General features: G+C 68.1%; 9 protein-coding genes. 4 read left to right on the top strand and 5 right to left on the bottom strand.

Annotated features, from left to right (window positions below; all coding sequences use genetic code 11):
* Nucleotides 1-1,510 (top strand): pseudouridine synthase (locus BFE01S_RS42760; protein WP_084169570.1); only part of this gene is annotated, 1,510 nt, incomplete at its 5' end.
* Nucleotides 1,511-1,595: 85 nt separating this feature from the next.
* On the opposite strand, the gene def is transcribed toward BFE01S_RS42760, so the two are convergent.
* The 5 genes from def to BFE01S_RS06050 all read right to left on the bottom strand — a co-directional run bounded on the left by def (nt 1,596) and on the right by BFE01S_RS06050 (nt 10,555).
* Nucleotides 1,596-2,129 carry a peptide deformylase gene (gene def / locus BFE01S_RS06075; protein ID WP_028224701.1) on the bottom strand — a complete coding sequence of 178 codons (534 nt, stop codon included), beginning with the start codon at nt 2,127-2,129 and terminating at the stop codon, nt 1,596-1,598.
* A complete protein-coding gene (gene ligA / locus BFE01S_RS06070; RefSeq protein ID WP_028224700.1) occupies nt 2,126-4,177 on the bottom strand; it encodes an NAD-dependent DNA ligase LigA in 2,052 nt (683 codons plus the stop codon). The genes def and ligA overlap by 4 nt, the downstream gene beginning before the upstream one ends.
* Nucleotides 4,178-4,489: 312 nt before the next feature.
* Nucleotides 4,490-5,749, bottom strand: a complete 1,260-nt coding sequence (locus tag BFE01S_RS06065; RefSeq protein WP_028224699.1) for a cell division protein ZipA C-terminal FtsZ-binding domain-containing protein — start codon at nt 5,747-5,749, stop codon at nt 4,490-4,492.
* A gap of 126 nt (nt 5,750-5,875) precedes the next feature.
* Nucleotides 5,876-9,394 carry a chromosome segregation protein SMC gene (smc, locus tag BFE01S_RS06055; protein ID WP_028224698.1) on the bottom strand — a complete coding sequence of 1,173 codons (3,519 nt, stop codon included), beginning with the start codon at nt 9,392-9,394 and terminating at the stop codon, nt 5,876-5,878.
* Between the two features lie 168 nt (nt 9,395-9,562).
* The gene (locus BFE01S_RS06050) at nt 9,563-10,555 is read right to left on the bottom strand and encodes a DMT family transporter (protein WP_028224697.1); all 993 of its coding nucleotides are present in this window, start codon (nt 10,553-10,555) and stop codon (nt 9,563-9,565) included.
* A gap of 357 nt (nt 10,556-10,912) precedes the next feature.
* Between BFE01S_RS06050 and dapC the strand changes: the two genes are divergently transcribed.
* The 3 genes from dapC (at nt 10,913) to BFE01S_RS06035 (ending at nt 13,404) form a co-directional block, all read left to right on the top strand.
* On the top strand, nt 10,913-12,136 hold the full coding sequence (gene dapC / locus BFE01S_RS06045) for a succinyldiaminopimelate transaminase (protein ID WP_028224696.1): 1,224 nt from the start codon (nt 10,913-10,915) through the stop codon (nt 12,134-12,136).
* 75 nt (nt 12,137-12,211) lie between these two features.
* Entirely contained in the window at nt 12,212-13,039 is an 828-nt protein-coding gene (dapD, locus tag BFE01S_RS06040; protein WP_028224695.1) for a 2,3,4,5-tetrahydropyridine-2,6-dicarboxylate N-succinyltransferase, read from the top strand.
* Nucleotides 13,039-13,404, top strand: coding sequence for an ArsC family reductase (locus tag BFE01S_RS06035; protein ID WP_028224694.1), 366 nt, complete (start codon nt 13,039-13,041; stop codon nt 13,402-13,404). The genes dapD and BFE01S_RS06035 overlap by 1 nt, the downstream gene beginning before the upstream one ends.
* Nucleotides 13,405-13,551 lie beyond the last annotated feature (147 nt).

The following is a 13,551-nucleotide window of genomic DNA, read 5'->3' as shown; positions in this document are numbered from 1 at the left end:
CGCGCCGCGCGAGACCCGCACGTGGGCGCGCGACGACGAGCGGCCCGCACGCGCCCCGCGCAAGAGCTACGGCGACGACAGCCGTCCGGCTCGCCCCCGCACCACAGGCGCCGACGACGAACGACGTCCGCCGCGTGCGCGCACCGAAAGCGGTCGCGAAGAGCGCCGCCCGCCGCGCGAACGCAGCCCGAGCGGCGATGACCGCGGCCCGGCACGCGCCCGCCCGGCTGGCTACGACCGCGAACGCCGCCCCGCCCGCCCCCGCGCGGAAGGTTATGGCGACGAGCGCCGCCCGGCTCGCCCGCGCGTCGAGGGTTCTGACGACCGCAAGCGCCCGCGCGTCGAGGGTTCCGATGACCGCAAGCGCCCGTACGCCGATCGAAAGACGACCGGCACAGGGCCGCGCAAGGAGTTCGGCAAGACCGACGAGCGCCGTTCGCGCTACGAGGGTGAGCGTGGTGAGCGCGGCAATCGAAGCGAGCGCAGCGACGCCCGGCCGGCCCGGCGCGCGGCAGCAGGCGACGAGCGCAGCTACGCGCGGCCCGCAAAGGCCACCTATGGCGAGCGCGATGCCGCTCCAGCACGCCGCCGCAGCGCCGACGCCCGCAATGGCGACGCGCCGCGCCCCCGCTCGCCTCGCAGCGCAGGGGACGCCCCCGTGCGCAAGATCGCGACGCGCGTGAAGCAGGACGCCCGCGCGCACGAACCGGCATCGGCCGAAGCGCCGCCGCGCCGCCACGAGGACGACGCGGCCGGCTCTCTGCGCCTCTCGAAGCGCATGTCCGAACTGGGCCTGTGCTCGCGCCGCGAGGCCGACGAGTGGATCGAGAAAGGCTGGGTCTTCGTCGATGGCGAGCGCATCGACACGCTCGGCGCGAAAGTCACCCCCGACCAGCGCATCGAGATCGACCCGGCCGCGCGCGCGGCCCAGGCGCGCCAGGTGACGATCCTGCTGCACAAGCCCGTGGGCTACGTGTCGGGCCAGGCCGAAGACGGCTACGCGCCCGCAGCCACGCTCGTCACGGCGGAAAACCTGTGGGACGGCGACCGCTCGGGCCTGCGTTTCTCGCCGCTGCACCTGCGCGCGCTCGCGCCGGCGGGCCGCCTCGACATCGACTCCACGGGCCTGCTCGTGCTGACGCAAGACGGCCGCGTCGCCAAGCAACTGATCGGCGAGCAATCGGACATCGACAAGGAGTACCTCGTGCGCGTGACCTACGGCGAGCACGAAACCGATATCGACCAGCAGTTCCCCGCCGAACTGCTCGCGAAGCTGCGCCACGGTCTCTCGCTCGACGACGTGCCGCTCAAGCCCGCGATGGTGAGCTGGCAAAACGGCGAGCAGTTGCGCTTCATCCTGCGCGAAGGCAAGAAGCGGCAGATCCGCCGCATGTGCGAACTGGTCGGCCTGAAGGTCGTGGGCCTGAAGCGCGTGCGCATGGGCCGCGTGCTGCTGGGTGCGCTGCCGCAAGGCCAGTGGCGCTATCTCACGCCCGACGAGTCGTTCTGATCGCTCTGATCGTTCTGATCACACCGCGTCAATGAAAAACGGGAGCCGCTGGCTCCCGTTTTCGCATGCGCGGGCGGCGACCGCCTCAGTCGTCGCTGTTCGGATCGAGTTCGGGAAAGAGCACTTCGGTGAAACCGAACTTCGAGAAGTCGGTGATCCGCATGGGATAGAGCTTGCCGATCAAATGATCGCATTCGTGCTGCACCACGCGCGCATGAAAACCCTCCGCCACGCGGTCGATGGGCGTACCGTACTGGTCGAAACCGGTGTAGCGGATCATCGAATAGCGGCTCACGGCGCCGCGCATGCCTGGCACCGAAAGACAGCCTTCCCAACCCTCTTCCATGTCGTGCGAGAGCGGATGGATGACCGGATTGATCAGCACGGTCTGCGGCACGGCGGGCGCTTCGGGATAGCGCTCGTTGTGCTCGAAGCCGAAGATCACGACCTGCAGGTCCACGCCGATCTGCGGCGCGGCGAGCCCCGCGCCGTTCGCCGCATGCATCGTGTCGAACATGTCGGCGATCAGGGCGTGCAATTCGGGCGTGTCGAAGTGATCGACCGGCCGCGCGATGCTGAGCAGCCGCGGATCGCCCATTCTGAGAATTTCGCGAATCATGTCGTTTGCCCCTCCACGAGCTTGCGCAATCCCTCTTCGTCAAGCACCGGCACGCCGAGTTCCTCGGCTTTCGCGAGCTTGCTGCCCGCATCGGCACCCGCCACCACATAATCGGTCTTCTTCGAAACCGAGCCGGCCACCTTCGCGCCGGCCGCTTCCAGCATCTCTTTCGCCTCTTCGCGCGTGAGCGCGGGCAGCGTGCCGGTGAGCACCACCGTCTTGCCGGCCAGCACGCCCTGCGGCGCCTTCGGCGCAGGCGGCCCCTCCGGCCATGTGACCTTGCCGGGCGCGCGCAGTTGCTCGATCACCGTGCGGTTGTGCGCCTCGGCAAAGAACTGGTGTATCGATTCGGCCACGATCGGGCCCACGTCGTTCACCTCGAGCAGCGCCTCCTGCGAAGCGTCCATGATCGGGTCGAGCGAGCCGAAATGCTTCGCGAGATCCTTCGCCGTCGACTCGCCGACGTGGCGAATGCCGAGCGCATAGATAAAGCGCGCGAGCGTGGTCGATTTGGCCTTTTCGAGCGCATCGAGCAGGTTCTGCGCGGACTTGTCGGCCATGCGATCGAGGTCGGCCAGCGTGCCGAAGCCGAGATTGAAGAGATCGGCGGGCGTGCGCACCAGGTTCTGGTCGACGAGCTGGTCGATGATCTTTTCGCCGAGACCGTCGATATCGAGCGCGCGGCGCTGGGCGAAATGCCAGAGCGCCTGCTTGCGCTGGGCCGGGCAAAAGAGGCCGCCCGTGCAGCGCGCAATGGCTTCGTCGGGCAGCCGTTCGATGCGCGAGCCGCAGACCGGGCATTGCGTGGGCATCACGAATTCGGCCGCATCGGCGGGACGCCGGTCGATCAGCGCGCCCACCACTTCCGGAATCACGTCCCCCGCGCGGCGCACGATTACGGTGTCGCCGATGCGGATGTCCTTGCGCCGCACTTCGTCCTCGTTGTGCAGCGTGGCGTTCGTGACGGTGGCGCCGCCCACGAACACGGGTTCGAGACGCGCGACCGGCGTAATCGCGCCGGTGCGCCCGACCTGAACGTCGATGGCGAGCAGCCTCGTGAGCGCTTCCTGCGCCGGGAATTTGTGCGCGAGCGCGAAGCGCGGCGCCCGCGAGACGAAGCCGAGCGCATCCTGCTCGTCGCGGCGGTTGACCTTGTACACCACGCCGTCGATGTCGTACGGCAAGCCGTCGCGCTGCTCGCCCACGGCACGGAAGAACGCAAGCAAGCCCTCGGCGCCCGTCACCACGGCCCGCTCGCTGTTCACGGGCAGCCCGAGTTCGGCGTACCAGTCGAGCAGTTCGCTGTGGGTGGCCGGCATGGGCTCGCCCTCCAGCACGCCGACGCCATAGGCAAAGAACGACAGCGGTCGCTGCGCGGTGATCTTCGGGTCGAGCTGGCGCAGGCTGCCGGCCGCGGCATTGCGCGGGTTGGCGAACTCCTTGTGCCCCGCTTCGCGCTGACGCTCGTTCATGCGTTCGAAGTCGCGGCGAAACATCAGCACCTCGCCGCGCACGTCGATCACGCGGGGCACACGCCTGCCCTTCAGGCGCAGCGGCAGCGAGCGGATCGTACGGACGTTTTCCGTGACGTTTTCGCCCGTTGTGCCGTCGCCGCGCGTGGAAGCCTGCACGAACACGCCGTCGACGTAGCGCAGCGAAATGGCGAGACCGTCGAACTTGAGCTCGCAGGCGTACTCGACATCGGTCTTGCCCAGCGCGTCGGCCACGCGTTTGTCGAACGCGACGATGTCCTCGTCCGCAAAACCGTTGTTGAGCGAGAGCATCGGCACGTCGTGGACCACCGGCTCGAAGCCGCCCGCGACTTCGCCGCCCACGCGCTGTGTGGGCGAGTCGGGCGTGACGAGTTCCGGATGCCCGGCTTCGAGCTGCTGCAGCTCCTTGAACAGCTTGTCGTACTCCGCGTCGGGCAAATCCGGCTGGTCAAGCACGTAGTAGGCATGATTCGCGCGTTCGAGTTCGGCGCGCAGCCATGCCGCGCGCTGCGACGCAGGCGATTCATCGGGATGTCGGACAGACGTTCGGGCCATGCTGGAGCGGCTTCGTGAGTGATATTCGGAGACAGATTATCGCAGGAAGCGCGTCGCCTGACATCGGCCGAACGGCCAGATCCGTACGCCGCCGCACGGCTCGCGCGACCTTCTTGTCCGAACGGCCAACGTAGGGCAGCAAGCGTTGACGCCCGCCTCGGCGGGATGCGACCGTAAGGGCATCAGGACTGCGCACGAAGCGTTCCCTCCATGCCACTTTCAACCCGATTTTCGAGCGGCGCGGCCGCCGGCCTCGCGACCCAGCGCGGGTCGCCGCGGCACCGTTGCGGCACCGCGGACCGCGGTTACGCGTTATTGGCTGAAGAGCCGGCGCGTGGCCGGGGAGCCGGCCGGAATGCCAGCCTCTTCGAGCTTTGCGTAAAGCGTCATGAGCTGCTTGTCGATGGATTGCAGCACCGACTCCGGCAGCGGGCGCCGCTGGTCGTCCACCACCCGGCCGCCAATGCGCTCCGCCAGCGATTTCGCGTAATCGCACATGAGCCTGAACGGCAGGATGTCCTCGTCGGCCACCGGCACGTCGAGAATGAGCGTGATGATCTGACCGCCCTTGTAGGTGAGGTCGTCGCGCAGGAAGTTGGTGTCGCCGAACTGCAGCATGAACACCGGGCTCTGCTTCGCGTCGAGCTTCACGAAACGCGTGCCGTCGCGCGAAAGCAGCAGGCCGTCCTGCGCCGCCACGGCCTGCACGTAGTTCGCCGACCAGGGCGCGCCGTCGGACATCACGTTGATCGAGAGCTGGGCGTCGCATTGCGCAGCGAAGCCGTCGAGCTCGCGCGCCATCGCCACGGTCTCCATCATGTCAGGGAATTCGGGGGCGGCGTCGATCGCATCGGCGAACTGCTGCACGCCCGTCACGAATTCGGAGAACTCCAGTTCGTTGAGCGGGCCGCTGCGGTTCGCCAGTTGAGCCGCGGCGCGCAGTTCCTCGTAGCGCACGCCGTTTTGCAGCAGCTCCCACCCGTCACCGTTCTCGGGTTTGCCTTCGATATGCACGGGCTTGCTGCCCGCGCGGCGCAGGCGCTGCGCGAACGGAACGACTCGCTCGCCGGCCAGCGGCGCGGCAAGCCGGATCGGCACGATGCAGTCGATGCGGCGATCGACCACCGCCGGCGGGGCCGCCGAAATGGTCGTGGCGGCAGGCAGCACGGGCTCGACGCGTTCGGACTCGACACCCGCCTCCGCTCCCGCTGCGGATTCGGCCTGCGGCGCGGCGCCCTCACTCGCCGCCTCGGGAAAGCCGTTGGGCGTCGTCGTCTCCGCCTGGATATCGGCCGGCGTATCGAGCGGCGCAACCGTGCCGAACCCGGGTTCGACACGCTCCTCCGCCATGCCGCCCGCGAGCGACGGCTCGCGCCGCGATGGCGCCCGGGCCGGCTCGATGAACGGGCTTTGCTCTGCGAGATCGTCGCGCGGCGGCAGGTCGGCCGCTTCCTCGGGCATCGGGCGCGGCATGCGCCGGCGCACTCTTGCGCCCTGCCACGCGTTATAGACCACCACGCCCCCGACCACCACGGCGCCCGCGCCGATCAACCCGAGAGTCAACTCGTCCATGCATGCTCCATCAGCAATTCTTATTCAGCGGCGCGCCAGGGACGCGGCCCGCATGCCTTCTGCGCACAGCGCCCGCGGCGGCTGCCCCTCGATCGGCGCCACCGGCCGCGCACCGCGCGCCATCCGTCAAACCGTATTCTGTGCGAATCCCGCGGCCGTTTCCATGTCCACCGCGACGATCCGCGAAACACCCTGCTCCTGCATGGTCACGCCGATCAACTGTTGCGCCATTTCCATCGCGATCTTGTTGTGCGAGATGAACAGGAACTGCGTCTTTTCCGCCATCGCACGCACGAGGTTCGCGAAGCGTTCCGTGTTCGCGTCGTCGAGCGGCGCGTCCACTTCGTCCAGCAGACAGAACGGCGCCGGATTCAGCTGGAACATCGCGAACACGAGCGCAGTCGCCGTGAGCGCCTTCTCGCCGCCCGAGAGCAGATGAATCGTCGAATTCTTCTTGCCGGGCGGCTGCGCCATCACCTGCACGCCGGCGTCGAGAATCTCGTCGCCCGTCATGATGAGCTTCGCCTGGCCGCCGCCGAAGAGACGCGGGAACAGTTCGCCGAAGTGGCGGTTCACCTCGTCGAACGTACCCTGCAGCAGCGTGCGCGTTTCCTGGTCGATCTTGCGGATCGCGTCTTCGAGCGTTTCGATGGCGCTCGTGAGGTCGGCGGACTGCGCGTCGAGGAAGGTCTTGCGCTCCTTCGCCGCGGCCAGTTCGTCGAGCGCGGCCATGTTCACCGGGCCGAGCGCGGCGATCGCATTGTTGATGCGCGTGACTTCGCCCTGCAGGTACGAAGGCTTCATGTCGGCCGTGAGCTTCGCCTGCAGTTGCGCTTCGTCCACGCCGGCCGCCTGCAGTTGTTCCACGAACTGCTCGCCGTTGATGCGCGCGGCCTGCTCCTTCAGCTGCAGCTCGGTGATGCGGTCGCGCAGCGGCTGCAATGCCCGCTCGGCAGTGAGGCGCGTTTCGTCGGCCTGGCGCAGCTTCGCGCTCAGGTCGTCCAGTTCGGCGCGCGCGAGGCGCAGCAGCTCTTCCTTCGCCGAGCGGATTTCGAGCGCATCCTGCAGCCCCGTGTGCGCCGTCTGTTCGTTGATGGTCTCGAGCTCCGCGCGCGCATCTTCGAGCGACGCGGCCACGCGCTCGCTCTGGTCGTGCGCGACCTGGATCGTGCGGCGCAGCTCTTCGATGCGATTGGCCATGTTGCGCGCGGCAAAGCGTGCATCGCCCGCGGCACGTTCGAGGTCGCGCGCGTGGTTGCGCGCCGTGCCCAGTTCCTCGTCGAGCGCTTCGAAAGCCAGCTGGTTATCCTCGAAGCGGGCTTGCAGTTCGGCCAGTTCGCCATCGTGGCGCTCGAAGTTCGCCTCCGACTCCGCACGCAGCGCGCGCTGCTCCTCGATCTGCGCGGCGATCTCCTGCAGCTCTTCGCGAATCTGCGTGCTGCGCGCCGTATAGCGCTCGTGCGCCTGAGTGAGCTTGAGCACTTCCATTTGCAGCGCGTGCACGCGCTGCGTGGCCCGCTCGGCCTGCTGGCGCAGTTCCGTGAGCGTCTGCGCGGCCTGCGTGTGCACCGCTTCGGCACGGATCGCGGCAGTGCGCGCTTCATCGGCGAGCAGTGCCTGCGCGCGCACCTGGCGCGTGAGGTTCTCGATCTCCTGCTGGCGCGCCAGCATGCCGGCCTGCTCGGAGTCGGCTGCATAGAGCTGAACGCCCACGCGCGTCACCATGTGGCCGGACTTGACCACGAAGGCACCGCCTGCGGGCAGTTGCGCGCGCTGCGCCAGCGCCTCGGCCAGATCGGTCGCCACGAAGGTCGCGCCCAGCCATTCGGTCAGCACCGCGCGCATGCCGGCATCGTCGATACGCACGAGCGAAAGCAGCGACGTGAAACCCGCCGGTGCCGCGGCGCTCTGGCCGGCGGCCGGCGGCGTATAGAACGCGAGCTTGGCGGGCGGCGCATCGCTCGCGAAAGCCTTCACCCAGTCGAGATTCGACACTTCGAGCGCGGCCAGCCGCTCGCGCAGCACCGCTTCAAGCGCGGTTTCCCAGCCGGCCTCGACATGCAGTTTTTTCCACAGGCGCGGCAGCGTGCCCAGTTCGTGGCGTTCGAGCCACGGCTGAATCTTGCCTTCGGTCTGGACGTTTTCCTGCAGTTGCTTGAGCGCTGCGAGACGCGCTTCGAGCTGGTGGATCTGCGCGCTCTCGGCCTGCACGCGTTCCTGCGCGGCACGGCGCTCGCCATCGAAACGGGGCAGCGCCTCCTGCGCGTCGGCAAGGCGATCCTGGGCATCGCGCAGCACCTCTTCCTGTTCCGCCAGTTGCATGCGCTGCTCTTCGAGCTGCGCTTCATCCGGCGCATCGAGGCCGCCCTCTTCGCTCTTCAGGCGCTCATGGCGCTGCTGAAGCTGCTGCAGCATCTGGTCGGCGTTGCGCTGATGCGCGGCTTCGAGCTTGAGCGCCTGCTCGGTGCGCGCAATGCCCGCGCGTTCGTCGTTCAACTGGCCCTGGGCGTCGCGCCAGCGCGCCTCGAGTGCGGGCAGCGACTCCTGCTTCGCCGCCGCCTCCTCTTCGGCCACAGCCGCCTTTTCTTCGGCGATCGCCAGTTGCTCCCCGGCCTCTTCGAGATCGCCCTGGGACTTCTGCGCCTGCGACTGCCACTGCTCGCGCTGCGCGACCAGCGCGGCGATCTGCGCCTGTACGCGATTGCGCGATTCCACGATGAACTTGATCTCGGCTTCGAGACGGCTCACCTCGGCGTTCGCCTCGTAGAGCGCGCCCTGCGCGCCCTGCATGGCGTCGCTCGCCGAATAGTGGGCGACGCGCAGCGTTTCGAGCTGCGCCTCGACTTCGCGCAGTTGCGCCGTATGCCTTTCGAGATCGATCTGGGCCTGCTCGATCGCGCGCTGCTGGCGTTCCTGCTCGCCCGCCGCTTCGTTCTTGCGCAGCAGCCACAGAAGGCGCTGCTTTTCTTCGCCTTCGGATTGCAGCTCGCGGAACTTCGTGGCGACGATCGCCTGGCCTTCGAGCTTTTCGAGGTTCGTCGAAAGCTCGCGCACGATGTCCTCCACGCGCGTGAGGTTTTCGCGCGTGTCGTGCAGGCGGTTCTCGGTTTCGCGGCGGCGCTCCTTGTACTTCGAGACGCCGGCTGCTTCTTCGAGGAACACGCGCAGCTCTTCGGGTTTTGCTTCGATGATGCGCGCGATCATGCCCTGGCCGATGATCGCGTACGCGCGCGGCCCGAGGCCCGTGCCGAGAAAGATGTCCTGGATGTCGCGGCGGCGCGCCGGCAGGTTGTTGATGTAGTAGCTGGAGGTGCCGTCGCGCGTCAGCACGCGCTTGACGGCAATCTCCGCATACTGGCCCCACTGTCCGGCCGCCCGGCCGTCCGCGTTGTCGAACACGAGTTCGACGCTCGCGCGGCTGCCGGGCTTGCGCGCGGTCGAGCCATTGAAGATGACGTCCTGCATCGACTCGCCGCGCAGCTCGGAAGCGCGGGATTCGCCGAGCACCCAGCGCACGGCGTCGATGATGTTGGATTTGCCACAGCCATTCGGCCCGACCACGCCAACGAGCTGGCCCGGGACCTGGAAATGCGTGGGATCGACGAAAGATTTGAAGCCAGCGAGTTTAATCGAGGTCAGACGCACGGCGATATCGCTGTTGGAATAGGGAGAGTGAACGGGACCGCTCGTGCCGCGGGCCTCGCGCCAGCGCGACAGGTCGCACGGCACGACGGCGGGACGCGCACAGGGCAGCCGCCACGGCTCGCCGCGCGCCGTGCCCTCCACGCGCCGTGCGGCGAGAATCAGCGGCCATCATACCATCGCACGGGCGCCATTCTGACGCTCGGAGGGGGAACCGCCGTCGGCGTCGCTGTCGTCCGCGTCGTCTTTGTCAGATGCGGCTGCCTCCGCAGCACCCGATCGATGCAGCCAGCTCGAAAGCAGCGAAGCCAGTACGATGCAGCCGCCGCCCGCCCATTCGCGCGGACCCGGCGTTTCGCCCGCGAACAGCCACGCAGTGAGCGCCGTCACGACCAGTTCGAACAGCATGATGATGGAGGCGCGATTGGCCGGCACCCGCGCGAGCCCGTACTGCACGAGCATGTTGTTCGAGGCGAGGGCGAAGCCGAGCGCAAGCGCGAGCAGCACGGCGTGCCCCAGCATCTCGCCGGCGGGCGGGGCCGCCATGGGTTCGAAGCCGGCCGCCACCGCGCTGAAGAGCGCCGAGCCGCCGAAGATCACGGCGGTGCGCATTTCCGGCTTCATGTCCGGCAGCACGCGGCTCGTCTTGAGCACGAGCACGTTGCTCATGGCGAAGCCAATGCCGCCCGCGAGCCCGGCCCACTCGGCCGCATTGGCCAGCAGCGGCACGCCGGGCGCGGGCGACCAGAGCATCAGCATCGCCCCTCCAAGCGAGAGCGCGGAAAGCGCCGCGCCCGGCCAGGTGAGGCGCTCGCCCAGGATGAAGTGGGCGAAGAGCGCGGTCCAGGCCGGGGTCAGATAGAAGAGCAACAGCACGCGCATGACCTGGCCATGGATCGCGCCCCACACGAAGCCGAGGTTCGTCACGCTCGCCGCGAGGCCCAGCAGGGGCAGCACCCAGTGCCAGCGCACGCTCGCCAGCGAGCGGCGGCGCAGGAGCAGCACGAAGGCGCAGCCGGCCGCGCTCGTTGCGGCACTGGCGGCCGTGCCGGTCAAGCCCAGCGCCGCGAGCATGCGCAGCGGATACCAGACCATGCCCCAGACCGAGGCGCCGATCATGATTGCGAGCGTCGGCCAGCCGGTTTGCAAGGCGCGATTCGTCATCCCGCTCTCCGCCACGCCGGCCGGCTTGCCGCGGCGGCGGCGCCGGCGGGAGACGGCACGCGTATCGCCGCGGCCCTCGCCCCATACATCGAATACGTCATCCTCTCTTCCCCTGCTGAATTGCGCGCCCAGCCCAACCGGGCCGCCATGGGCAACGAGCAGCCCGACCGCCCGCCTGCATGGCCGCCGCCACGCCGGCCCGGCGCCGCATGCGGGCCGGCGCCACGCTATAATCGGGCCCTTGCAGCAGGCCTGCCGCGCCCCGCCCGGGCGCTGCGCCGCCGGCACGGACCTCCCCTGCCCGCGCGCAGCCTGCCTGCCCGTCCTACGCCCACGTCCACGCCCGTCCGACGCCAAGTGAATCCGCTACTCGACACCCTTCAGCCCTATCCCTTCGAAAAGCTGCGCGCCCTCTTCAAGGACGTCACGCCGAAAGCCGGCCTGCGCGCCATCAGCTTCGGGATAGGCGAGCCGAAACATCCGACGCCCGCGCTGATCCGCGACGCCGTCGTGGCCTCGCTAGACGGGCTCGCGGTGTATCCCGCGACGGCCGGCAGCCCGGCGCTGCGCGAAACTATCGCGAACTGGGTGAAGAAGCGCTACGCGCTGCCCGCCGTCGACGCGAACACCGAGGTGCTGCCCGTTTCCGGCTCGCGCGAAGCGCTGTTCGCGCTGGCGCAGACCATCGTCGACCCGACCGCAGGCGCACAGGACCCCGCAAAACGGCCGATCGTACTCTGCCCGAACCCGTTCTACCAGATCTACGAAGGCGCCGCGCTGCTCGGCGGCGGCGAGCCGTACTTCGTGAACAGCGACCCGGCCCGCAACTACGCCTGCGACTATTCGCAGGTGCCGGAAGACGTCTGGGCGCGCACCCAACTGCTGTACGTCTGCTCGCCGGGCAATCCCACCGGCGCCGTGCTCACGCTCGACGACTGGCGCGAACTCTTCGCGCTCTCCGACCGCTACGGCTTCGTGATCGCCTCCGACGAGTGCTACTCCGAGATCTATTTCGACGAAGCGAAGCCGCCGCTCGGCGGCCTCGAAGCCGCGCACAAGCTCGGCCGCGGCTTCGAGCGCCTCGTCATGCTCTCGAGCCTCTCGAAGCGCTCGAACGTGCCGGGCATGCGCTCGGGTTTCGTCGCCGGGGATGCCGCGATCCTCAAGCGGTTCCTGCTCTACCGCACCTACCACGGCGCGGCGCTGTCGCCCGTCTGGCAGGCCGCGAGCATTGCCGCCTGGAGCGACGAGCACCACGTGCGCGAAAACCGCGCGAAGTACGTGCAGAAGTTCGCCACGGTCACGCCCATGCTGTCCGACGTGCTCGACGTGCGCCTGCCGGACGCCGCCTTCTACCTCTGGGCCAACGTCGCGCGCACCGGCCTCACGGATACCGCGTTCGCCCAGCGCCTCTACGCCGACTATAATGTGACGGTCCTGCCGGGCTCGTATCTGGCCCGCACCGCGCACGGCGCGAATCCGGGACAGAACTTCGTCCGCATGGCGCTCGTCGCCGACGTCGAGGAGTGCATCGCGGGCGCACAACGCATCGTCGACTTCTGCCACTCGCTCAGGCAGTAAGCCAGGTCATCGCGGTACGCGCGCCGCCGCGCGTGCCGCCGCATCTCTTCACCGAACTCTTACGTTACCTTCACCATGTCACAACAACTTCAGCAGATCATCGACACCGCCTGGGAAAACCGCGCCGACTTCTCGGCAAAGTCCGCCCCGAACGACGTGCGCGAAGCCGTCGCTCACGTGATCGCCGAACTGGACCGCGGCGCCCTGCGCTGCGCCGAGAAGAAGGACGGCGACTGGGTCGTCAACCAGTGGGTCAAGAAGGCCGTGCTGCTGTCGTTCCGCCTCGAAGACAACGTGCCGATGCCCGCGGGCGGCTACAGCCAGTTCTACGACAAGGTGCCCTCGAAGTTCGCGAACTACACGGCCGAAGACTTCGCCGCGGGTGGCTTTCGCGTCGTGCCGCCCGCCATCGCGCGCCGCGGCTCGTTCATCGCGAAGAACGTCGTGCTGATGCCCTCGTACACCAACATCGGCGCGTACGTGGACGAAGGCACGATGGTCGATACCTGGGCGACGGTCGGCTCGTGCGCGCAGATCGGCAAGAACGTCCACCTCTCGGGCGGCGTGGGTATCGGCGGCGTGCTGGAGCCGCTGCAGGCCAACCCCGTCATCATCGAAGACAACTGCTTCATCGGCGCGCGCTCGGAAGTCGTGGAAGGCGTGATCGTCGAAGAGAACTCGGTCATCTCGATGGGCGTGTACCTCGGCCAGAGCACGAAGATCTACGACCGCGAAACCGGCGAGATCTCGTATGGCCGCATTCCGGCGGGCTCGGTGGTCGTGGCGGGCAACCTGCCTTCGAAGGACGGCTCGCACAGCCTCTACTGCGCCGTGATCGTCAAGAAGGTGGACGCAAAGACGCGCGCCAAGGTCGGCCTGAACGAACTGCTGCGAGGCGACTGATGGCGAAGGCCGCGAAGACTGTCATCTACGGCATTCCGAACTGCGATACCGTGAAGAAGGCCCGCGTATGGCTGGAAGAGCACGGCGTCGAGTTCGAATTCCACGACTTCAAGAAGGCGGGCGTGTCCAATGCGCTCGTCCAGGACTGGCTGAAGGACGTGCCGCTGGAGCAGCTCATCAACAAGCGCGGCACCACGTGGCGCGGCCTTTCCGACGTGCACAAGGCCGAAGCCGACACCACCTCCGGCGCGATCGCGCTGATGATCCACAAGCCGTCTATCATCAAGCGCCCTGTCGTCGTGGTGAACGGCCGCGTGAAGACACTCGGTTTCTCGGCCGAGCAATACGAGACGCTGTTCGCCTGAACGCAACGCTGAACCCGGCGCACCGGGAAGCGCCGTTTGCCTGAGCGCGCGAGCCGCAAGACATGGCGCGCGCGCCCAGGCGCCAACTGTAATGACAAGCTGTTGCCGGCCCCTGCCTTTCCAGCGGCGCCGGCATTTTTATTGAAA

Origin of the sequence: Paraburkholderia ferrariae NBRC 106233, assembly GCF_000685035.1 — a bacterium.
Classification (GTDB): Bacteria; Pseudomonadota; Gammaproteobacteria; order Burkholderiales; family Burkholderiaceae; genus Paraburkholderia; species Paraburkholderia ferrariae.
The sequence above is the reverse complement of the archived record's forward strand: the minus strand, read 5'-3'. Positions and strand labels throughout refer to the sequence as shown.

Bases quoted from the DNA above. Each gene is read 5' to 3' on its own strand.
- def (WP_028224701.1), bottom strand. From the start codon at position 2,129: ATGATTCGCGAAATTCTCAGAATGGGCGATCCGCGGCTGCTCAGCATC.
- ligA (WP_028224700.1), bottom strand. From the start codon at position 4,177: ATGGCCCGAACGTCTGTCCGACATCCCGATGAATCGCCTGCGTCGCAG.
- BFE01S_RS06065 (WP_028224699.1), bottom strand. From the start codon at position 5,749: ATGGACGAGTTGACTCTCGGGTTGATCGGCGCGGGCGCCGTGGTGGTC.
- BFE01S_RS06050 (WP_028224697.1), bottom strand. From the start codon at position 10,555: ATGACGAATCGCGCCTTGCAAACCGGCTGGCCGACGCTCGCAATCATG.
- dapD (WP_028224695.1), top strand. From the start codon at position 12,212: ATGTCACAACAACTTCAGCAGATCATCGACACCGCCTGGGAAAACCGC.
- BFE01S_RS06035 (WP_028224694.1), top strand. From the start codon at position 13,039: ATGGCGAAGGCCGCGAAGACTGTCATCTACGGCATTCCGAACTGCGAT.